The sequence below is a fragment of the Catenuloplanes indicus genome, from assembly GCF_030813715.1.
GTDB classification, from domain to species: Bacteria; Actinomycetota; Actinomycetes; order Mycobacteriales; family Micromonosporaceae; genus Catenuloplanes; species Catenuloplanes indicus.
Genome location: NZ_JAUSUZ010000001.1, coordinates 6,253,661 through 6,274,180, shown reverse-complemented (window position 1 = coordinate 6,274,180; position 20,520 = coordinate 6,253,661). Strand labels below are relative to the sequence as shown.

16 protein-coding genes are annotated in these 20,520 nt (G+C 73.6%); 9 read left to right on the top strand and 7 right to left on the bottom strand.

The annotated features are described in order from the left end of the window. Position 1: 1 nt before the first annotated feature. The 4 genes from J2S42_RS28440 to J2S42_RS28425 are packed head-to-tail and all read right to left on the bottom strand — an operon-like array spanning position 2 to position 5,139. Entirely contained in the window at positions 2 to 2,203 is a 2,202-nt protein-coding gene (locus tag J2S42_RS28440) for an ATP-binding protein (protein WP_307243954.1), read from the bottom strand. Between the two features lie 44 nt (positions 2,204 to 2,247). After that, positions 2,248 to 3,354, bottom strand: coding sequence for a cystathionine gamma-lyase (locus J2S42_RS28435; protein WP_307243953.1), 1,107 nt, complete (start codon positions 3,352 to 3,354; stop codon positions 2,248 to 2,250). Between the two features lie 16 nt (positions 3,355 to 3,370). After that, positions 3,371 to 4,369: an NAD(P)H-dependent glycerol-3-phosphate dehydrogenase gene (locus J2S42_RS28430; protein WP_307243951.1), complete on the bottom strand. Its 999-nt coding sequence runs from the start codon at positions 4,367 to 4,369 to the stop codon at positions 3,371 to 3,373. Continuing rightward, positions 4,369 to 5,139, bottom strand: a complete 771-nt coding sequence (locus tag J2S42_RS28425; RefSeq protein ID WP_370879281.1) for a lysophospholipid acyltransferase family protein — start codon at positions 5,137 to 5,139, stop codon at positions 4,369 to 4,371. Before J2S42_RS28425 ends, J2S42_RS28430 begins: the two co-directional genes overlap by 1 nt. A gap of 197 nt (positions 5,140 to 5,336) precedes the next feature. Between J2S42_RS28425 and cofC the strand changes: the two genes are divergently transcribed. The 8 genes from cofC (at position 5,337) to J2S42_RS28385 (ending at position 15,423) form a co-directional block, all read left to right on the top strand. Then, positions 5,337 to 5,981 carry a 2-phospho-L-lactate guanylyltransferase gene (gene cofC, locus J2S42_RS28420; RefSeq protein ID WP_307243949.1) on the top strand — a complete coding sequence of 215 codons (645 nt, stop codon included), beginning with the start codon at positions 5,337 to 5,339 and terminating at the stop codon, positions 5,979 to 5,981. A gap of 72 nt (positions 5,982 to 6,053) precedes the next feature. Next, positions 6,054 to 6,251: a cold-shock protein gene (locus J2S42_RS28415; RefSeq protein WP_307243947.1), complete on the top strand. Its 198-nt coding sequence runs from the start codon at positions 6,054 to 6,056 to the stop codon at positions 6,249 to 6,251. Positions 6,252 to 6,492: 241 nt separating this feature from the next. Further along, positions 6,493 to 8,691, top strand: a complete 2,199-nt coding sequence (locus tag J2S42_RS28410; protein ID WP_370879280.1) for an RNA degradosome polyphosphate kinase — start codon at positions 6,493 to 6,495, stop codon at positions 8,689 to 8,691. A 47-nt stretch (positions 8,692 to 8,738) separates the two neighbouring features. Continuing rightward, positions 8,739 to 10,271 carry a CYTH and CHAD domain-containing protein gene (locus J2S42_RS28405; RefSeq protein ID WP_307243943.1) on the top strand — a complete coding sequence of 511 codons (1,533 nt, stop codon included), beginning with the start codon at positions 8,739 to 8,741 and terminating at the stop codon, positions 10,269 to 10,271. Beyond that, the gene (locus J2S42_RS28400) at positions 10,259 to 11,191 is read left to right on the top strand and encodes an NUDIX hydrolase (protein ID WP_307243941.1); all 933 of its coding nucleotides are present in this window, start codon (positions 10,259 to 10,261) and stop codon (positions 11,189 to 11,191) included. The genes J2S42_RS28405 and J2S42_RS28400 overlap by 13 nt, the downstream gene beginning before the upstream one ends. Before the next feature lie 41 nt (positions 11,192 to 11,232). Beyond that, positions 11,233 to 12,558: a sensor histidine kinase gene (locus J2S42_RS28395; RefSeq protein ID WP_307243938.1), complete on the top strand. Its 1,326-nt coding sequence runs from the start codon at positions 11,233 to 11,235 to the stop codon at positions 12,556 to 12,558. A 159-nt stretch (positions 12,559 to 12,717) separates the two neighbouring features. After that, positions 12,718 to 13,392, top strand: a complete 675-nt coding sequence (locus tag J2S42_RS28390; protein WP_307249083.1) for a response regulator — start codon at positions 12,718 to 12,720, stop codon at positions 13,390 to 13,392. Positions 13,393 to 13,452: 60 nt separating this feature from the next. Continuing rightward, positions 13,453 to 15,423 (top strand): MMPL family transporter, encoded by a 1,971-nt coding sequence (locus J2S42_RS28385; RefSeq protein WP_307243936.1) that lies wholly within the window; start codon positions 13,453 to 13,455, stop codon positions 15,421 to 15,423. A gap of 70 nt (positions 15,424 to 15,493) precedes the next feature. On the opposite strand, the gene J2S42_RS28380 is transcribed toward J2S42_RS28385, so the two are convergent. The 3 genes from J2S42_RS28380 to leuC form a co-directional block, all read right to left on the bottom strand. Further along, on the bottom strand, positions 15,494 to 16,186 hold the full coding sequence (locus tag J2S42_RS28380; RefSeq protein WP_307243934.1) for an HU family DNA-binding protein: 693 nt from the start codon (positions 16,184 to 16,186) through the stop codon (positions 15,494 to 15,496). Between the two features lie 240 nt (positions 16,187 to 16,426). Further along, positions 16,427 to 17,014: a 3-isopropylmalate dehydratase small subunit gene (gene leuD / locus J2S42_RS28375; protein WP_307243933.1), complete on the bottom strand. Its 588-nt coding sequence runs from the start codon at positions 17,012 to 17,014 to the stop codon at positions 16,427 to 16,429. An 18-nt stretch (positions 17,015 to 17,032) separates the two neighbouring features. Next, positions 17,033 to 18,487, bottom strand: coding sequence for a 3-isopropylmalate dehydratase large subunit (gene leuC / locus J2S42_RS28370; protein WP_307243931.1), 1,455 nt, complete (start codon positions 18,485 to 18,487; stop codon positions 17,033 to 17,035). 49 nt (positions 18,488 to 18,536) lie between these two features. Between leuC and J2S42_RS28365 the strand changes: the two genes are divergently transcribed. After that, positions 18,537 to 19,223 carry an IclR family transcriptional regulator gene (locus tag J2S42_RS28365; RefSeq protein ID WP_307243929.1) on the top strand — a complete coding sequence of 229 codons (687 nt, stop codon included), beginning with the start codon at positions 18,537 to 18,539 and terminating at the stop codon, positions 19,221 to 19,223. The last annotated feature ends 1,297 nt before the right edge of the window (positions 19,224 to 20,520 follow it).

The window sequence follows — 20,520 nt, the reverse complement described above, 5'->3', positions numbered from 1 at the left end:
CTCATGACGCGATCCGCTCGCCGGACCGGTGCGGAGCGGACACCGGGCCGGTCAGCGCGGTGGCGAGCGGCAGCGTGAACGAGAACCGCGTACCGCCGCCGGGGTTGTCCGCGACCGCGACCGCGCCGCCGTGCCGCTCCACGATCCGGCGGCAGATGGCCAGGCCGAGGCCGGTCCCGGCGTATCCGGTGCCCTCGTGCGCGCGGTGGAACGAGTCGAACACGTGCGGCTTGTCCGCGTCCGGGATGCCGATCCCGCGGTCCGCCACCTGGACGTGCGCCCAGCCGACCGGGTCCGAGGTCGCGGTCACGTCCACGTGCGCGGCCGTACCGGCGCGCACGTACTTGATCGCGTTGCCGATCAGGTTGTCCAGCACCCGGCGCAGCATGCCGGCGTCCGCGATCACCTCGGGCAGATCGCCGACGAAGATACGCGGCGGGAGCCGGTCGCCGACCGCGGCGCGGCTGGTCCGCTCCGCCACCACCTCGGCCACCAGCGCGGCCAGGTCCACCGCGCGCAGCCGCAGCGGCGCGTCCCGGGCCGTGGTGTACGCCAGCAGGTCGTCGATCAGCACGCCCATCCGCTGTACGCCGAGGACCGCCTGCCCGATCGCCTCGCGCGCCTCGTCCGCCGCCGGCCGCCACGCGCCCTTGTCGCTGCCGCCGGGCAGGTCCGCCAGCACGTCCGCGAGGATCTCGTCGGCCGCCTCGCAGTGCCCGGAGACGATCGCGAGCGGGGACTTCAGGTCGTGCGCGACCACACCGGCGAACGCGGCCAGATCGGACTCGTACCGGCGCAGCTCGGTGATGTCCCGGAAGACCGCGACCGCGCCGCGCTGCCCGGCGGCCGGATCGAGCGGGCGGCCGTCCACGCTGATCAGCACGCCGTCCGGGCGGCTGGCGTTGCGGATCACCATCTCCACGCCATCCGACGACTCACCGGCCAGCGCGCGGGCCAGCGGCAGCTGCGCGGCCGGGAACGGCGTGCCGTCCGGCCGGAAGATCCCGTAGTGCGCCTGCCAGCCCTCCAGTCCGGCGATGTCCTCCTTGACGCCGAGCAGCGCCCGGGCAGCGCGGTTGTGCAGCAGGAACGCGCCGTGCTCGTCCACCACGCCGACGCCGTCACCGATGCTGTTCATCACGGCGTTCAGCAGGCCGGACTGGCGGCGTGCCTCGCGTTCGGCCTGGCGCAGCTCCGCGGTCGCGGCCACCACCCGGGCCTCGGCGCGGGCCCGGCCGGTGGAGAGCAGGTAGATCAGGCCGGCCAGCAGCGCCACGATCGCGCTCCCGGCCAGGCCGGTGGTGAGCGGCAGCGCGCTGTGCCCGCCGGGCAGCCGGGACGAGTCGGCCGTGGTGACCAGCGTCCAGCGGCGGTCCGCGACGCCGACCGTACGCTCGCGGTGCAGGTCCGGGCGGCCGGGCGCGGGCACGGTGGCGACCGTGACCGGCATGCCGGTGCCGTCGGTCGCGGACAGGCTGCCGCCGAGCAGTTCCTGACCGGCCGAGACGAGCACGTCGCCGAGGAAGTCCTGGCCGCGCATGCCCATCACCAGCCAGCCGGCGAACGCGCCGCCGCGGTGGATCGGGGTGGCGAACACGAACGACCGCTGCCGCTGCGCCGCGGGCAGGTGCTCGTCGCGGAGCAGCACGTACGCGTCGGAGACCGTGGCCCGCCCGGTGCGCCGGGCCGCGGAGAGCGCGGCCGTGGGCTCCCGGGCCCGGGTCAGGTCGACGCCGAGCGGGGGCGCGGTGCCGCCGTCCAGCGTGCGGGAGTAGATCGTGAACAGGTGCTCCGCGCTGCCGGCGTGCGGGGTCAGCGTCAGTGTGCCGGCGCCGAGCCGCCGCCAGCGCGCCTGGGCCACCGCGACCTCGCCGTCCGGCACCGGCGCGACGTAGACGACCGAGGTGGCACCGGGCAGCTCGGTGCCGGACAGCGGCGCGGTACCGGCCTGGAACGTGCGCGCGTCCAGCACGGACGCCTCGCCGAGCCCGGTCGCGGCGGTGCGCAGCAGGTCGACGTACCGGCGGGTCTCCACGCTCACCGCGGTCTGGGCGAGCGACGTGCGCTGCTCCATGATGCGGTCGGCGGCCGCGATGTCCTGCCGGTGCAGTGCCGTGGCGATGGTGGCCATGGCTACCAGGCCGGCCGCCAGCACGATGCCGGCGACCGCAAGCGCACCCCGGCGACCGTGCCAACCACCCACGACGCCAGTGTCCCATTCACCCCCTTTATGGGGATGAGTTTCAGCTAACCGTCCAGCGCGGCCGTGATGTCCGCGATCAGGTCGTCCGGGTCCTCGATGCCGCAGGACAGGCGGACGAAGCCGGCGGTGGTGTCGTCGCCCCACTGCGCGCGGCGGTCCGCGGTGGTGTGCAGCCCGCCGAACGACGTGGCCGCGAAGACCAGCCGGGACCGGCGCAGGAACGCGGCCACCCGCTCCGCGGAGCCGAGATCGAAGCCGATCAGGCCGGGGATCCGGCGCATCTGCGCGCTCGCCACCGGGTATGCCGGGTCGTCCGGCAGGCCGGGCCAGCGCACGCCGGTGACCGCCGGGTGCGCGGCCAGCACCGGCGCGAGCGCGGCCGCGTTCCCGGTCTGCCGGGCCAGCCGCAGGTCGAGCGTGCCCAGCGAGCGGTGCGCCAGCCAGCAGTCGAACGCGCCCGGCACGCCGCCGGTCTGCGCGCGCCAGGTGGTCAGCCGGGACAGCAGGGACCCGTCGCGCGTGCTGACGTACCCGAGCAGCAGATCGGAGTGGCCGGTCAGCGCCTTGGTGCCGGACGCCACCACCAGATCCGCGCCCAGCTCCAGCGGGCGCTGGCCGAGCGGCGTCGCCGCGGTGTTGTCCACCGCGACCAGCGCGCCGGCGGCGTGCGCGGCCTCGGCGACCGCGCGCACGTCGCAGACGTCCAGGCCCGGGTTGGCCGGCGTCTCCAGCAGCACCAGGCGGATGCCCTCGAACGACGGGTACGGCCCGGCCGTCGGCGCGGTCCGCACGTCCACGCCCAGCTCGGCGAGCGTGGCCGCGGCGAACGCGCGCACCGCGAAGTAGCCGTCCGACGGCAGCAGCACCGCGTCGCCCGGCCGCAGCACGGTCAGCAGCGCCGCCGTGATCGCGGCCTGGCCGGACGCGAACGCCAGCGTGTCGCCGCCCTCCAGCTCGCCGATCGCGGTCTCCAGCGCGCGCCGGGTGCGGTTGTCCGGCCGCCCGTACCCGTCGGCCGCCGCGGCCGGACCGGCCACCGGGTCGAGGTGGTAGGGCGCCGCGAAGACCGGACCGGGCAGGAACGGCTCGCCCGGCACCGGATCCGGCAGGCCCGCGTGCACCACCCGGGTGCCGTCACCGTCAAGACTCATGTCGCCCATGATCCGCCTAACGGACCTCGTGCTGCAGCTCGCGGTTCATCAGTGCGAGCATCGCCACCTTCGGCGCGACGCCCTCGTGGCAGATCCGCTCCACCTGCTCGGTGATCGGCATGTCCACGCCGTGCTTGCGGGCCAGGTCCCGGATGCCCAGGCAGCTCTTCACGCCCTCGGCCGTCTGCCGGGTCGAGGTCTGCGCCTCCTCCAGCGTCTCGCCGCGGCCCAGGTGCTCGCCGAACGTCCGGTTCCGGGAGAACGGCGACGAGCAGGTGGCGACCAGGTCACCGAGGCCGGCCAGACCGGCGAACGTGAGCGGGTCCGCGCCGAGCGCCACGCCGAGCCGGAGCGTCTCGGCCAGGCCGCGGGTGATCAGCGTCGCCTTCGTGTTGTCGCCCAGCCCCATCGCGGTGGCCACGCCGTAGGCGAGCGCGATCACGTTCTTCACCGCGCCGCCGAGCTCGCAGCCGATCACGTCGGTGTTCGTGTACGGCCGCAGGTAGGGCGCGGTGACCGCCTTCTGCACCGCCTTGGCACGGTCCAGGTCGGTGCAGGCGACCACGGTCGCGGCGGGCTGCTCCAGCATGATCTCCGGCGCCAGGTTCGGGCCGGTGACCACGACCACCCGCTCCGCGGCGACGCCGGAGGTCTCCACGATGACCTCGCTCATCCGCTTCGTGGTGCTCAGCTCGATGCCCTTCATCAGGGACACCAGCGACGCGTCCGGCTCCAGGTGCCGTACCCACTCCGCGAGGTTGCCGCGCAGCGTCTGCGACGGCACCGCGAGCACCACCACCTCCGCGCCGGTGATCGCCTCGCCCGCGTGCGCGGTGGCGGTGATCCGGTCCGGCAGCCGGGTCTGCGGGAAGTAGTCCGGATTCACCCGCCGGTCCCGGATCGAGGCGGCCACCTCCTCCCGGCGTGCCCACACCGTCACGTCCGTACCGGCGTCCGCCAGCACTTTCGCGAACGCGGTCCCCCAGGAACCGGCACCCAGCACGGCTGCCCGCATCAGGCCTTTCCCTCCCGCTCGCCCACGCGTCCGGCGGGCTCGCTCGCCGCCTCGGGCCGGCCGCGGCGCGGCGCTGCCGAGTGCTGCCACAGCGGCGGCGGGGTGCCACCGCGGATCTCCGCGAGCAGGTCGCGGACCTCCGTCATCATCGCCTCGGTGACCTCGTCCAGCACCTCGCGGGTCGGCACCGCGCCGGCCCACCGGCTCAGGTCCATCGGCGGACCGGCCACCACGGTCACGGGTGTCCGCAGGGTAAGGCGAAACTTTCCGTCCCGGGGGTCGAACACCCGGTGCGCGCCCCACTGGGCGACCGGGATCACCGGGGCGCCGGTGAGCAGCGCCAGCCGGGCCGCGCCGGTCTTGCCGTGCATCGGCCACAGGTCGGGGTGCCGGGTGGTGGTGCCCTCCGGGTAGATCACCACGGCGCCGCCCTCGCGCACCGCCACGGCCAGCGTCTCCACCGACTGGGCCGCCTCCGCGCTGCCGCGCTCGACCGGGACCTGCTTGATCCGGCCGAGCCACGGCCCGATCACCGGCAGCCGGAACAGGCTGGCCTTGCCGAGGAACCGCGGCCAGACGCCGTTGCTGTAGAGGAAGTCGGCGACCGGGAACGGGTCGAAGTGCGAGGAGTGGTTCACCACCAGGATGAAGCCGCGGTCCTTGGGCATGTGGTGCGCGCCACGCCAGGTCGACCGTGTCCAGACGTGCATGGTGGGAATCACGATCCACGCGGCCAGCCTCTGCAGGAGACCGAGTCTGTGCGGTGCCACGGCGGATCCCCCTGTCCCTTCCGGGGCACGGCCGCCTGCGCCGTATCCCGCAGGCCGGAGACCGTGCACGGCCTGTTGCGAAATCATGCCTGCCCCGAGTCCGTCAGACCAGGGCGGGGCGGATGCGCCACACCGCCGGCCGTCCCGGCCGCGCACCGCGGGTCGATGGCGGCACGCCGAGCTGGCACGATGAATCGGTGCAGAGGTGGGCGGTCGTCATCCCGGTCAAGCCGGTGTCGGTGGGCAAGAGCCGGCTGCGCGGTGCGGTCCCGGCGGCGGCGCACGAGCGGCTGGCGCTGGCGCTCGCCCGGGACACCGTGGCCGCGGTGCTGTCCTGCCCGGAGGTCGGCGAGGTGCTGGTGGTCACGGACGATCCGGCGGTGGCCGAGGTGGTGACCGGGCTCGGCGCCCGGGTCGCGCCGGACACGCCGGCCGCCGGTCTCAACCCCGCCATCCGGTACGGGGAGAGCGGCCTGCCCGCCCGGTCCTGGCGTGCCGCGATCACCGCCGACCTGCCCGCGCTGCGCCCGGCGGAGCTGTCCGCGGCACTGCGCGCGGCCGCGGAGCCGCCGGCCCGGCGCCGGTTCGCCGCGGACGCGCCCGGCGTCGGCACCGTGCTGCTGACCGCGCCGCCCGGCGTGCCGCTGGACCCGCGCTTCGGCGGCCCGTCCGCGGCCGCGCACGCGGCGTCCGGCGCGGTCGCGCTGAGCGGTGACTGGCCCAGCCTGCGCCGGGACGTGGACACCGGCGCGGACCTCGACGCGGCGCACCGCCTCGGCGTGGGCACGCACACCGGCGCGCTGGTCCCGGCGCCGTGCGGCCCCGCATCGACGCCCCGCTGACCCCGGCCGCCCGGCGCCTCAGCCGCCTGAAGTGCATCACCTCGTACCCGCGCCGGGTTTAGGGTTTGGTCCATGCAGGGGACCGTTGCGCGCTTCGACGAGGACACCCATCACGGCACGGTGCTGCTGGACGACGGGAGCGAGGTGGCCTTCGGCGCGGACGCCTTCGCCGCGTCCGGGCTGCGGCTGCTCCGGCTCGGCCAGCGGATGACCATCGACCGCGATGATCAGGGCGAGGTAATCTCGATCACCTTTCCCGGCCTGACCTGACCGTTCCGAAGCGGAATTCACGTTTCAGTAACTTTTTTCGGGTGATGATGATTCGGTGAACACCGCGCCAGGCACCGTCCGCCACCGAGGCCCCGACGGCAGATTCATTCGCGCCGATGTTCCTGCTGCTAGGGTCGAGGTGCCGCGCAGCGACGATCACGAACCGCTGCACGCGGGCCGCGACTCCTCCGCCGATGAAGCCGGATCGCCCGTGACGACCGACGCCGGAGAGGTGGCTGACATGAGCCAGGACCAGATGTCCGACACCGCGACCGAGATCCCGCCGGTGCAGGAGATGCCGATAGAGGATCTGCTCGGCGCGGACCCGGTGCCGGACGAGTCGCTGCCGGAGGACCGGTTCCTCAACCGCGAGCTGTCCTGGCTGGACTTCAACGCCCGGGTGCTGGCGCTGGCCGAGGACCCGGACACCCGGCTGCTGGAGCGCGCCAAGTTCCTGGCCATCTTCGCCAGCAACCTCGACGAGTTCTACATGGTGCGGATCGCCGGGCTGATGCGGCGCATACAGGCCGGCATCCCGGTCCGCGGCGGTGACCAGCTGCCGCTGCGCACCCAGCTGCGGATGATCCTGGAGAAGACGGCCGGCCTGGTCGCCCGGCACGCGGCCTGCTTCAGCGACGAGGTCGCACCGAAGATGGCGGCCGAGGGCATCCACCTGGTGCACTGGGCCGACCTGGACGACGGCGAGCGCGAGGAGCTGCGGACGTACTTCCGGGAGCACATCTTCCCGGTGCTGACGCCGCTGGCCGTGGACCACGCGCACCCGTTCCCGTACATCTCGTCCCGCTCGCTCAACCTCGCGGTCTCGGTGAAGGCGCCGGAGAACGGTCAGGAGCTGTTCGCCCGGATCAAGGTACCGAACAACGTGCCCCGGTTCGTGGTGGTCAACTCCCCCGGCCAGACCGCGCGCTTCCTGCCGGTCGAGGACCTCATCTCGGTCCACCTCGACCAGCTCTTCTCCGGCATGCAGGTGGTCGAGTGCCACCTGTTCCGGGTGACCCGCAACGCGGAGCTGGAGGTCGACGAGGACCGGGACGAGGACCTGCTCAAGGCGCTGGAGCGGGAGCTGGCGCAGCGCCGGTTCGGCCCGCCGGTGCGGCTGGAGGTGGCCGCGTCCATCTCCGACCACATGCTCGAGGTGCTGGTCCGCGAGCTGGACGTGGACAGCCACGACGTGCTGCGGGTGCCCGGCCTGCTGGACATGTCCGCGCTGTGGCAGATCTACGGCGCGGTGGACCGGCCGGACCTGAAGGACAAGCCGTACGTGCCGGCCACCCACCCGCGGCTGATCGACGGCGAGGTGCCGCGCAGCATCTTCGCCTCGCTGCGGGACGGCGACGTGCTGGTGCACCACCCGTACCACGCGTTCTCCACCAGCGTGCAGCGGTTCATCGAGCAGGCCGCCGCCGACCCGAACGTGCTGGCCATCAAGCAGACGCTGTACCGCACCAGCGGCGACTCGCCCATCGTGGACGCGCTGGTCGAGGCGGCCGGCGCGGGCAAGCAGGTGGTCGTGCTGGTCGAGCTGAAGGCACGCTTCGACGAGCAGGCCAACATCGGCTGGGCGCGGAAGCTGGAGCGGGCCGGCTGCCACGTGGTCTACGGCCTGGTCGGCCTCAAGACCCACTGCAAGACCTCCCTGGTGGTACGGCAGGAGGGCGCGCAGATCCGCCGGTACTGCCACATCGGCACCGGCAACTACCACCCCAAGACCGCGCGACTGTACGAGGACTTCGGGCTGCTCACCGCGGACCCCGAGGTGGGTGCGGACGTCACCGACCTGTTCAACGTGCTCACCGGGTACAGCCGGCAGACCGCGTACCGCCGGCTGCTGGTGGCACCGCACGGCGTGCGCCGGGGCCTGATCGAGCGGATCGAGCGGCAGATCGAGCGGGCCCAGCGCGGCCTGCCGACGCTGGTCCAGATCAAGGTGAACTCGCTGGTCGACGAGGAGTTCATCGACGCGCTCTACCGGGCGTCCCGGGCCGGCGTGCGGATCGAGGTGGTGGTGCGCGGCATGTGTGCGCTGCGGCCCGGCGTGCCCGGCCTGTCGGAGAACATCCGGGTCCGCTCGATCGTGGGACGGTTCCTGGAGCACTCGCGCATCTTCCGGTTCGGCCCGGGGCCGTCCCGGGCGGACGCGGAGGCCGGCCGGCACGAGGACCCGGCCGAGTTCTGGATCGGCTCCGCGGACATGATGCACCGCAACCTGGACCGTCGCGTCGAGGCGCTGGTGCAGGTGACCGACCCGGTCGCCACCCGCGAGCTGGAGACCGTGCTGCGGATCTCGATGAGCGACGAGTGCGAGGGCTTCGACCTGCAGCCGGACGGCACCTGGCTGCGCCGGGTGTCCACGGTCGACAAGCCGCTCACCCACCTGCAGTCGGTGCTGCTGCGGCGCACGATCCGGTCCAACGGCTGAACGCGTTCCGACGAGGCGGTTAACTTTCGGCGGTTATCGTGACGACCATGCTGGAGGAAGAGCGCAAGTACGAGGTGGCCCCGGAATTCGACCTGCCGGACCTGACCGGCGCCCTGCCCTCCGGCGGGCGGGTCGTGGCCAAGGACCCGAAGGTGCTGACCGCCACCTACTTCGACACCGAGGATCTGCGGCTGGCCCGGGCCGGCGTCTCGCTGCGGTTCCGCAAGGGCGACGACGAGCCGTGGACCGTGAAGCTCCCGGCGGACGTGCCCGGCACCCGGCACGAGATCTCCCGGGCCGGCAAGAAGGCAAAGACGCCGCCGGCCGAGATGTCCGCGCTGGTCACGCCGTACGCGCGGGGTGAGGAGCTGGTCCCGGCCGTGGTGGTCCGCAGCGCGCGCCGGGCGTACCTGCTGCAGTCCGGCGACGGCACCGTGCTGGCCGAGCTGGACGACGACACCGTCGAGGTGCTGGACGGCGAGAAGGTCCGGTCCACGTTCCGCGAGGTCGAGGTGGAGCGCGCGGACGGCGACCCGGCGCTGCTCGACCAGGTGGAGGCGCTGCTGGTCAAGGCGGGCGCCACGGCCGGGACGTTCACGCCGAAGCACGCGCGGGCGATGGGCGCGGCCGCGAGCGCGGCACCTGACCTGGTGCCGGCCGGCGACCTGCCGGACGCGCCGACCGCGGGCGACGTGGTGACCGCCGCGATCCGGGACGGCATCGGCCGCATCCTGGCGCACGACCCGCTGGTCCGGCTCGGCACGCCGCTGCCGGACGGCGACACCGCGGTGCACCAGATGCGGGTCGGCTGCCGCCGGCTGCGCAGCGACCTGCGCACGTTCGGCGTGCTGGTGAAGACGTCCTGGGCGCGCACGCTGCGGGACGAGCTGGGCTGGATCGCCGGGGTGCTCGGCGCGGCCCGCGACGCCGAGGTGCTGCGCGCCCGGCTGCGCCGGACCGCCGCGCTGGACCCGCTGGCACCGCTCGACGAGCGGGCCGTGGACCGGCTGGACGCCCGGCTGGCGAAGCGGCAGCGCAAGGCGCTGGCCGAGCTGGACGCGGCGCTGCGCACGGCGCGCTACCGGAAGCTGGTGGACCTGCTGGTCGAGGCCGCACGGGAGCCGAAGCTGTCGCCGGACGCGGACGCGCCCGCGGCCGAGGTGCTGCCGCACCTGGTGGCCCGCCCGTGGGACGTGCTGGTCAACGGCGGCAAGGGCGTGGCCGGCGCGGCCGACCTGCACACCGGCGACTCCGACGAGCGCTGGCACGGCGTGCGGATCAACGGCAAGCGCGCCCGGTACGCGGTGGAGGCCGTCGCCCCGGTGCTCGGCGGGCCGGCCGCCGCGCTCGGCAAGGCACTCTCCAAGGTGCAGAATCTGCTCGGCGAGCACCAGGACGCCGCGATGGCCGCCCAGACGTGGCTGGACCTGGCGGCCGAGAAGCCGGATGATCATGGCATGGCAGTGACGGCCGGCCGGCTGGCCGAACGGGAACGCGCGGTTATCCACGCCGTTCGCGGGGCATTCCCCGCGGCGTGGGAGAACGCGGTACGACCGAAGAAGACCGCTTGGCTGCGCTGAGAACCGTGCGGGCGGCCGGCGGCGTCCTGTGGCGCCCGGCCGCCGGCGGACCGGAGATCTGCCTGATCCACCGTCCGAAGTACGACGACTGGTCGCTGCCCAAGGGCAAGCTGGACCCGGGCGAGCACCCGCTGACCGCGGCCGTGCGCGAGGTCGGCGAGGAGACCGCGGTACCGGCGGTCCCCCAGGTCCGCCTGCCCGCCATCCGGTACGAGACCCGGGACGCCGCGAAACTGGTCGAGTACTGGTCGATGCGGCCCCGCCCGGACGTCGAGGCCGGCCCGTTCACGCCGAACGCGGAGGTCGACGACCTGCGCTGGCTGCCGGTCCCGGAGGCCCGGAAGCTGCTCAGCTATCCGCACGACGGCCGGGTGGTCGACGCGTTCGCCGCACTGCCGCCGATCACCGCCGTGCTGGCCGTGGTCCGGCACGGGCACGCCGGTCGCCGCGAGGCCTGGCCCGGCGCGGACTCGGCCCGGCCGCTGGACGAGGCGGGTGCGCTGGAGTCCCGCGAGCTGGCCGAGCTGTGCGCGCACCTCGGCCCGCAACGGCTGATCTCCGCGTCGCCGCGGCGCTGCCAGCAGACGCTGGCGCCGCTGGCCGCTGCCGTGGACCTGCCGGTCGAGGTGGACGCGTCGTTCGACGAGCCGCGCTCCGGCGACCGGCCCGAGCAGCGGCACGAGGTCGCGGCCGAGCGGATCCGCGCGCTGGCCGCGGCCGGTGAGCCGGTCGTGGTCTGCAGCCAGGGCAAGATCATCCCGGATGCGCTGTGCCGGGTGGCCGGGCAGGGCACACCGCGCGACTTCCACAGCCCGAAGGGGACCGGCTGGCTGCTCGCCTTCGCCGGCGACCGGCTGATCGGCTGGGACCGTCTCCTGCCGTCCGACTCCCGCGTGGTCCAGGCGTCGTCTCGCTCCTGAGAGGGAGGCGCGCACCCGGCCGTACGGCGGATACTGCGTGCGTGTGGGAGCGGGCCAAGGCGCGGGCGAGGCGCAATCCGGCGGCGGTGGACGCGGCGGTCGCGATCGCCTGCTTCCTGCTGACCATCGGCGGGCACGGCGCGGTCGAGGACCCGCGGCCGATCGTGCTCGTCTTCGCCGCGGTCTCCGCGCTGCCGCTGGTCTGGCGGCAGCGGGCGCCGTTCCCGGTCGCCGCGGTCTGCGGGGCCGGCTCGATCGGGCTGATCGCGGTGCACGGCTTCATCGACTGGCCGTACGGGCAGCTGGTCGCCACCTACACGGTCGCCGCAGCGAGCCCGTTCGCGGCGCGCGCCGTGCTGGTCGCCGGCACGGTGGCCGGGCTGGTCTTCACCCAGCAGACACTGGACAAGCCGGTCGGCTCGGTGCTCACGTCCAGCAGCGTCTTCGTGGCCGCGTTCGCGCTCGGCACCGGCGCCCGGGCCCGCCGGGACCGGATCGCGTTGCTGGAGGAGCGCGCGCTGCGGCACGCGGAGGAGCGGGCCGCGGTGGCCGCCCGCGAGCGCGAGCGGATCGCCCGCGACATGCACGACATCCTGGCCCACTCGATCAGCATGATCGCGGTGCAGGCCGAGGCCGGGCCGCTGCTGGTACACCGCGATCCGGACCGGGCCGCGCGCGCGTTCGACGCGATCTCCGGCACCGCCCGCGACGCGCTCACCCAGCTGCGCCGCGCGCTCGGCGTGCTCCGCGGCGGCCCGGACGACCGTGCGCCGCAACCCGGGCTGGACGCCGTTCCCGCGCTGGCCGCGCGGGCGCGGGAGGCCGGGCTGGCGGTCAGGGTCACCGAGCACGGCGAGCGTGCGGCGGTGCCGGCCGAGGTCGCAGTCGCGGTCTACCGCGTGGTGCAGGAGTCGCTGACCAACGTCATCCGGCACGCCGGGGCGGCCGCGGCCAGGATCGATCTGACCTGGTCGGCGGCGTCGCTGCGGGTCGAGATCACCGACGACGGCCGCGGTGCCGCGAGTGCCGGGGACCCGGCGGGACACGGGTTGATCGGCATGCGCGAGCGCGTCTCGGCGTGCGGCGGGACGTTCAGCGCGGGTACGGCCGGGAGCGGCGGCTTCACGGTGACCGCCACGATGCCGCTGGCCGCTCCGGAGCGGCGGCACTCCCCCGCTTCCGTCCCCGGACCGGCCGCCGGTCCGCCGCAGGACCCGGCGCCCGCCGCTGTCATCGGCCCTACCGGGCGGGGGAGCGCTGATACCGCCGAGCCGGCTGAGCGGGAGGCCGTCGGCCGGGCCGGTTCCACCGACGGTGACTCGGCCGTGGGGCGGGCCGGCGGCCGGGCTGAGGCCGCCCGTGGCTGACGAACGACGCCGAGCCTGGCCCCGGTGCACACTCCGGCGGGGCGGCCCGGCTGCACGCGGCTCGGCGTGCCCGGCTCCGGGCGTGCCCGGCGGGCGCGGCGCGGGCCGGGCCGGGCGGCCGTCCGCGGCGGATGGCGGGCGGTCCCGGTGAGCGCGGAGCTGCGGGTGCTGGTCGCGGACGATCAGGCGCTGGTGCGGGACGGCTTCTGCGTGATCCTGGACGCGCAGCCGGACATCGCGGTGGTCGGCGAGGCCGGTGACGGCAACGAGGCGGTCCGGGCCGCGCTGGCGCTGCGCCCGGACGTGGTGCTGATGGACGTGCGCATGCCGCGGAAGAACGGCATCGAGGCAACCGCGGAGATCTGCGCGGCCACCGACGCGCGGGTGCTGATGCTGACCACGTTCGACCTGGACGAGTACGTCTACGACGCGCTGCACGCCGGGGCCAGCGGCTTCCTGCTCAAGGACATGCGCCGGGCCGAACTGGTCAGCGCGGTGCGCACGATCGCGGGCGGTGACTCGCTGCTGGCACCGAGCGTCACCCGCCGGCTGATCGCGGACATGGCCGGGCGCGGCGGCGCACCGGCCGGCCCGGCCGGGCGCTGGGCGACCGCGCTGGCGTCGCTGACCGCGCGCGAGACGGACTCGCTGCGGCTGGTCGCGCAGGGCCTGTCCAACGCGGAGATCGCGGCGCGGCTGCACGTCACCGAGCACACGGTCAAGACGCACATGAGCAACCTGCTGACCAAGCTGGGCCTGCGCGACCGAGTGCAGGCGGTGGTCCTGGCCTACGAGTCCGGGCTGGTCGTGCCGGGACGTCACTCTCCCGGCTGAGCGCGGGACCACTCCCGGCGGCGATCCGGGACCAGGCCCCCGACCGGAAATCTGCGGTGCATGCTTGCTCTCCTGTCCGGGGCCGCCGTGCGCCGCCCCGTGCTCACCATCGTCTTCTGGGCCGCGGTGCTCGTCGCCGGCGTCGTGGCCGCGACCGGGCTGTTCAGCCGGCTGAGCCCGGAGGTCGGCACCGTGCCGGGCAGCGAGTCCGCCGTCGTGCAGGAGCGGCTCGACGCCGTACACCCGGTGCCGGAGTCCATCACCGCGGTCATCGCCGGCGCGTCCGCGCCGGCGGTGGCGGACGCGGTGACGGCGGTCCGCGCGCTCGACGGCGTGGCCTCGGTGGACGGCCCGGTGCCCGCGGCCCGTACCCCCTCGGTGGTGTTGATCTCTGTGGTGTCGGACGGCGACGCCGCGGAACGCGCGGCCGCGATCCTGCGGGCCGTGCCGGCCACCGACGTCGTGGTCTCCGGCGGGCCGTTGACCACCGCCGAGTACAACGACCAGGCACGGGCGGACGTGCAGCGCGCGGAACTGGTCAGTCTGCCGGTGGTGCTGGTGCTGCTGCTGGTGGTGTTCGGCAGCCTGCTCGCGGCCGGGCTGCCGCTGATCGTGGCGATCGTCGGGATCGCCGCCAACTTCGGTCTGCTCTACCTGTTCAGCCTGGTCACGGACGTCTCCGTCTACGCGGTGCAGGTGACCACGATGCTCAGCATGGGGCTGGCCGTGGATTACGCACTACTGCTGGTGAGCCGGTTCCGGGAGGAGCGCGCGGTGGATCAGGCCGTGCCCGGCGCGGTGCGGCGCGCGTCCGCGACCGCGGGCCGGACCGTGCTGTTCACCGGCCTGACCGTGGCGGTCGCGCTGGCCGGGCTGATGGTGTTCCCGGACCCGTTCCTGCGCTCACTGGGCCTGGCCGCGTCCGGTGTGGTGCTGGTCAACATGCTGGCCGCGGTGACGCTGCTGCCCGCGATGCTCGCCCTGTGGGGTCACCGGATCCCACCGGCGGCCGCGTCCGGTGGACGGGTGCTCGCGCGGCTCGCGGCCCGGGTGCAGCGGCGGCCGTTGCTCACGCTGGCCGGTGCCGCGGCCGTGCTGGTGGTGCTGGCGCTGCCGGTCGCGGGCCTGACCATCGGGACCGGGGACTCGCGCTCGCTGCCGGCCGCGTCCGCGACCCGCGCGCTGGACGAGGCGCTGGCCCGGGACTTCCCGTCGCTGCACGGCCCGGAGCCGTTGCTGGTGCCCGCGTCCGCGGCGGACGAGGCGCGGATCGCAGCCGTTCCGGGCGTCGCGCGCACCGATGCGGCGGACGGCGTCGTGCGGGCGTTCCCGGCGGAACGGGCGTCGTCGGAGAGCACCCAGGACGCGGTGGCCACGCTGCGCGCGCAGGGTTTCCAGGTGGCGGGCCAGGGTGCGCGGCTGGCCGACTACCGCACGATGCTGGGCGAGCGCGCGCCGATCGCGGCCGGGCTGGTCGCGCTGGGCACGCTGGCGTTGCTGTTCGCGTTCACCGGCTCGATCCTGCTGCCGGTCAAGGCGGTGCTCACCAACCTGCTCAGCATCGCGGCCTCGCTCGGCGTGGTGGTCTGGGTCTTCCAGGAGGGCCACTTCGCCGGGCTGCTCGGCAGCGAGCGGCTGTACGACACCAATCTGACCGTGCCGGTGCTGGTGGCCGCGATCGCGTTCGGGCTGTCCGTGGACTACGAGATGTTCCTGCTCTCCCGCATCCGGGAACGGCACCTGGCCGGGGACGCGCCGGATCGCGCGGTGGCGGCCGGGCTGCAGCAGACCGGACGCATCATCACGTCGGCCGGGCTGCTCCTGGTGGTGGTGTTCGCCGGCTTCCTGACCGGCGGGTTCGCGCCGATCAAACAGATCGGGCTGGGGCTGGTGCTGGCGGTCGCGCTGGACGCGACGGTGGTCCGGCTGCTGCTCGTGCCGGCGACCATGACGTTGCTGGGCCGCTGGAACTGGTGGGCGCCGCGGCCGATGCGCGCGCTGCACCTGCGGTACGGCCTGCGCGAGGCCTGACGCCGAGGGCGCCTCACCCCGGTGCGGGGTGAGGCGCCCTCGGCGTTTCCCTTGTGCTTCTCGGCAGGGATCAGCGCTTCTTGGCGGCCGTCTTCTTCGCGGCCGGCGCCTTCTTGGCAGCCGACTTCGTCGCGGTCGCGCTCTTGGTAGCGGTGGTCTTCTTGGCCGGGGTGGCCGGGGTCGCCGCGGTCGCCTTGGTGGCGGCGGTCTTCTTGGCCGCGGTCGTCTTCGCCGGAGCCGCGGCCGTCTTGGTCGCGGTCGCCTTCGTGGCGGTCGCCTTCGTGGCGGTGGCCTTGGCCGCGGTGGCCTTGGTGGCGGCCGTCTTCTTCGCCGCGGTCGCCGTCGACTTGGCGGCGGTCGCCTTGGTCGCGGTCGCCTTCGTCGCGGTGGCGGCCTTGGCCGGCGCGGCCTTGGCGGTGGTCGCCTTCGCCGCCGTGGTCTTCGCCGCCGTGGCGGTGGTCTTCTTGGCGGCGGTCGCCTTCGGCACCTTGCCGCTCGCGACCAGTTCCTTGAAGCCCGCGCCGGGCCGGAAGGCCGGTACGGACGTCTTCTTCACCTTCACCGCTTCGCCGGTACGTGGATTGCGGGCTGTTCGAGCACCGCGCACGCGCTTCTCGAAGACTCCGAAGCCGGTGATGGCGACGCGGTCGCCCTTGGTGACCGCGTTCTGAACCTCCGCGAGAACCGCGTCCAGCGCCGCCGTCGCCGTCTTCTTGTCTCCCAGGCGAGCGGCGAGCGCCTCGATGAGCTCGGCCTTGTTCACGAGATTTCCCTCCCGATGAAGCGAATGGACTGTTACACAATGATTCTGCGCGCACGGTATGCCCTGGGAGCAGCAGATACAAACATCCGTGGGAAAAAAGTCCTTGTGTCGCAACGGAATCACCCCCGCGTGACCCCCGAATCGGCGCCTCGGCGCGGCAAACAGGGGTCACGCGGGGGTGAAAGTCCCGCAGTTATCGGGGTTCCGGGCGCCGGTTCCCCGGCGTACCGCCGGGTTTGCTCAGGCGAGCGCCGGCTTGAACGACGGGCGTTTCGCCTCGTACGCCGCGATCGCGTCCTGGTGCCGGAGCGTCAGGCCGATGTCGTCCAGGCCCTCCATCAGGCGCCAGCGGCTGAAGTCGTCCATCGGGAACGACCAGACACTGTCACCGGCCCGCACCTGCCGCTCGGTCAGGTCCACCACGATCCGGGCGGCCGGGTCCCGCTCCGCCAGGTCCCACAACGACTCGACCGCGGCCTGGTCCAGTTCGACCGGCAGCAGCCCTTCCTTGAGCGCGTTGCCGCGGAAGATGTCGCCGAAGCGCGGCGAGATCACGGCGCGGAATCCCCAGTTGTGCAAGGCCCACACCGCGTGCTCACGGGACGACCCGGTGCCGAAATCCGGGCCGGCGACCAGGATCGACGCGGACGAATAGGCGGGATTGTTCATCACGAATGCCGGGTCCTCGCGCCAGGCGCTGAAGAGACCGTCCTCGAAGCCCGTCCGCGTCACCCTCTTCAGGTACACAGCGGGAATGATCTGATCCGTATCCACATTGGAGCGCCGCAGCGGTACCGCGGAGCCGGTGTGCACGGTGAACTTCTCCATGGCGTTGTCGGCCCTTCGTTACAGGTCTGCGGGGGCCGCGAGCCGGCCCTTGACGGCGGTGGCGGCGGCGACCGGCGGGGACACCAGGTGGGTACGGCCACCCTTGCCCTGCCGGCCCTCGAAGTTGCGGTTCGAGGTCGACGCCGAGCGCTCACCGGGCTTGAGCGTGTCCGGGTTCATGCCCAGACACATGGAACAGCCGGCGAACCGCCACTCCGCGCCCGCCTCCGTGAAGACCTTGTCCAGCCCCTCCGCCTCGGCCGCCTCGCGCACCTTGGCGGAGCCGGGGACGATCATCATGCGTACGTCGTCGTGCACCTTGTGGCCGCGCAGCACGTCCGCGGCGGCGCGAAGGTCCTCCAGGCGCCCGTTCGTGCACGAGCCCACGAAGACAACGTCCACCGGGATCTCGCGTAACGGGGTGCCGGGAGTGAGGTCCATGTACTCCAGCGCCCGCTCGGCCGCGGTCCGCTCGTTCTCCCCGGCGAAGTCGGCCGGGCTCGGCACCACGCCGTCCAGCGCGACGCCCTGGCCCGGGTTCGTGCCCCAGGTGACGAACGGGCTGATCGCGTCCGCGTCCAGGATCACCTCGGTGTCGAAGACCGCGTCCTCGTCGGTGGCCAGGCTCCGCCAGTAGTCGACGGCCTCGACCCACTCGGTGCCGGTCGGCGCGTACTGCCGGCCCTTCAGGTACTCGAACGTGGTCTCGTCCGGCGCGATCATGCCGGCCTTGGCGCCCCACTCGATGGACATGTTGCAGATGGTCATCCGGCCCTCCATGGAGAGCTTGCGGATGGCCTCGCCCCGGTACTCCACGATGTGGCCACGGCCGCCACCGGTGCCGACCTGGGTGATCAGCGCCAGCACCAGGTCCTTCGCGGTGACGCCCGGCTTCAGCTCGCCGGTCACGGTCACCGCCATGGTCTTCGGCCGAGCCTGCGGCAGCGTCTGGGTGGCCAGCACGTGCTCGACCTCGCTGGTGCCGATGCCGAACGCCAGCGCGCCGAACGCGCCGTGCGTGGCCGTGTGCGAGTCACCGCAGACCATGGTCAGGCCGGGCTGGGTCAGGCCGAGCTGCGGCCCGATCACGTGCACGATGCCCTGCTGCTCGTGGCCTAGCGGGTGCAGGCGCACCCCGAACTCCGCGCAGTTCTTGCGCAGCGTCTCGATCTGCGTGCGCGACGTCGGGTCGAGGATCGTCATCAGGTCGCCCCGGCGGGCGTTGAACGACGGGTCCGCGTACCCGGTCGGGGTGTTGTGGTCCTCGGTCGCCAGCGTGAGGTCCGGCCGCCGCACCGCGCGCCCCGCGAGACGCAGTCCATCGAACGCCTGCGGGCTGGTCACCTCGTGCAGGAGATGGAGATCGATGAATAGCAGATCGGGCTCACCCTCGGCGGATCGCACCACGTGGGCGTCCCAGACCTTTTCGGCCAGGGTCCGCGGAGCAGCGGGTTGTGGATTGGCTCCCACCATCTGGACATCCTAAATTCTGGGAGGTATGTTTCGGCTTGTGGGACACAGTATGAGCGGTGTCGGCGTTCTCGACAAGGCGGTGGTCATCCTGGCCGCCTGTGTCGACGGCGCCAGCCTGGCCGAACTCGTCGAGCGCACCAAGCTGCCGCGCGCTACGGCACACCGGCTCGCGCAGGCCTTGGAGATCCACCGGATGCTGGTCCGTGACACACAGGGCCGGTGGCGCCCGGGCCCGCGGCTGGGCGAACTCGCCAACGCCGCACCGGACGTGCTGCTGACCGCGGCCGAGCCGCTGATGGCCGCACTCCGCGACGCGACCGGCGAAAGCGCACAGCTCTACCTGCGCCGCGCGGACGAACGGCTGTGCGTGGCCTCGGCCGAGCGGGCCAGCGGGCTGCGCGACACGGTGCCGGTCGGCTCGGTGCTGCCGATGACCGCCGGCTCGGCCGCACAGATCCTGCTGGCCTGGGAGCCACCCGAGGCGGTGATGCCGCTGCTGCCGCGATGCAAGTTCACCGGCCGTACGCTCGCCGAGGTCCGCCGTCGCGGCTGGGCACAGAGCGTCGCGGAACGCGAGGCGGGCGTGGCCAGCGTGTCCGCCCCGATCCGGGACCGGACCGGTCGGGTGATCGCGGCGGTGAGCATCTCGGGACCGATCGAACGCCTCGGACGGCGGCCGGGTGACCGGCATGCGATGGCGGTGGTGCGGGCGGGGCAGCGGTTGTCCGGGTTGTAGGGACGCCGGCGTCCGCCGGCTGACCGGAAGCCGGCGGACGCGTTTCACTCGCGGCCATCCTTTCCGCCGGCTCCCTGCCGGCGGCGTCACCTGGCGGGCCGCGGGCTGCCTGCCGGCTGCGGTTCTTGCCGGCCGCTTCTCCGGCCGGCTCTGGCCGCAGCTTTCTTGCCGGTCTCACAGCCGGCCGCTTTCCCCGGCCGGCCGCTTTCCCCGGCCGGCCGCTTTCCCCGGCCGGCCACGGCTCCCAGGCGGCCGCTTCTCCGGCCGGCTCTGGTTACAGCTTCCCGGCCGGCTCACGGCTTCCCAGCCAGCCAGCCACTTTCCCGGCCGGCCACGGCTCCCCTGGCATCCGCGTCTGCTTGCAGGTCCCGGCTTCCTTGCCGACTACGAGCTTCCAGCCGGCTGGATGCTTCTTCCGGCCGGTGGTCAGGCCGTTCCCGTCGAGTCTCCGCGGCCGACAACTTTGCGGCCGACCGCTCTACCGGCACATGCGCCGGCTTCCGGGCAGCCCGCTCGGATCCGCAGGAGATGCCGAACGATGATCGGCCCTGGTCAGAATCGAGCGCCAGCCCTGAACCGCAAACCACCGGAATCGGGAGCCACCGCGGAACCGCGCGGCAGGCCGAAACCGCGTGCCACCGCGGAACCGCAGGCCACCCGCGAATCGCAAGCGTCGCGGAACCATTCGCCAGCGCCACACCGCAGGCCACCACGGAACCACAGGCCCCGCGAAATTGCGCACCACCGAAGAACCGGAGCCACCCGCAAGACCGCAAGGCACCGCGGAACCGTCGACCCGCGGAACCGCGTGGCAGCGCGAAACCATCGGCCCGCGAAACCGCGTGGCAAGCGCGGAACCGCGGAACCACAGGGGAGCGCGAAACCGCATGGCAGCGCGAAACCGCATGGCAGCGCAAAACTACGGGCCACCGCGGAACCGGGAGCCACCGCGGAACCGCGAGCCACCGCGGATCCCACTCCGCACGGCAGCGCGGGACCGCACGTCGGCGTGGGACCGCCCACTAGAAGCCATGCTCCAGGGTGGCCAGGATGCGGCTGGGAGGACCGTGGGGCGGTCCGGGCCGACGAGGCCGTCTAAGGTCAGGGCGTCGGGGTCGGGTTTGCCGGGCCGGCCTCGGATCGCGCAGGGAGGCCGCCTGCGGCCGACCGGTGCCCGCGGGAGCGTGCGGGACTCTGCCACGCCGGAAGCGGGAAAGTCATGAAGCTTTGAAGCGCTGTCGCCTGCGACACGGGCGGGACCAGGCGGCCGGTGGCCGGCGGCGGGCAGCGGGCGGCG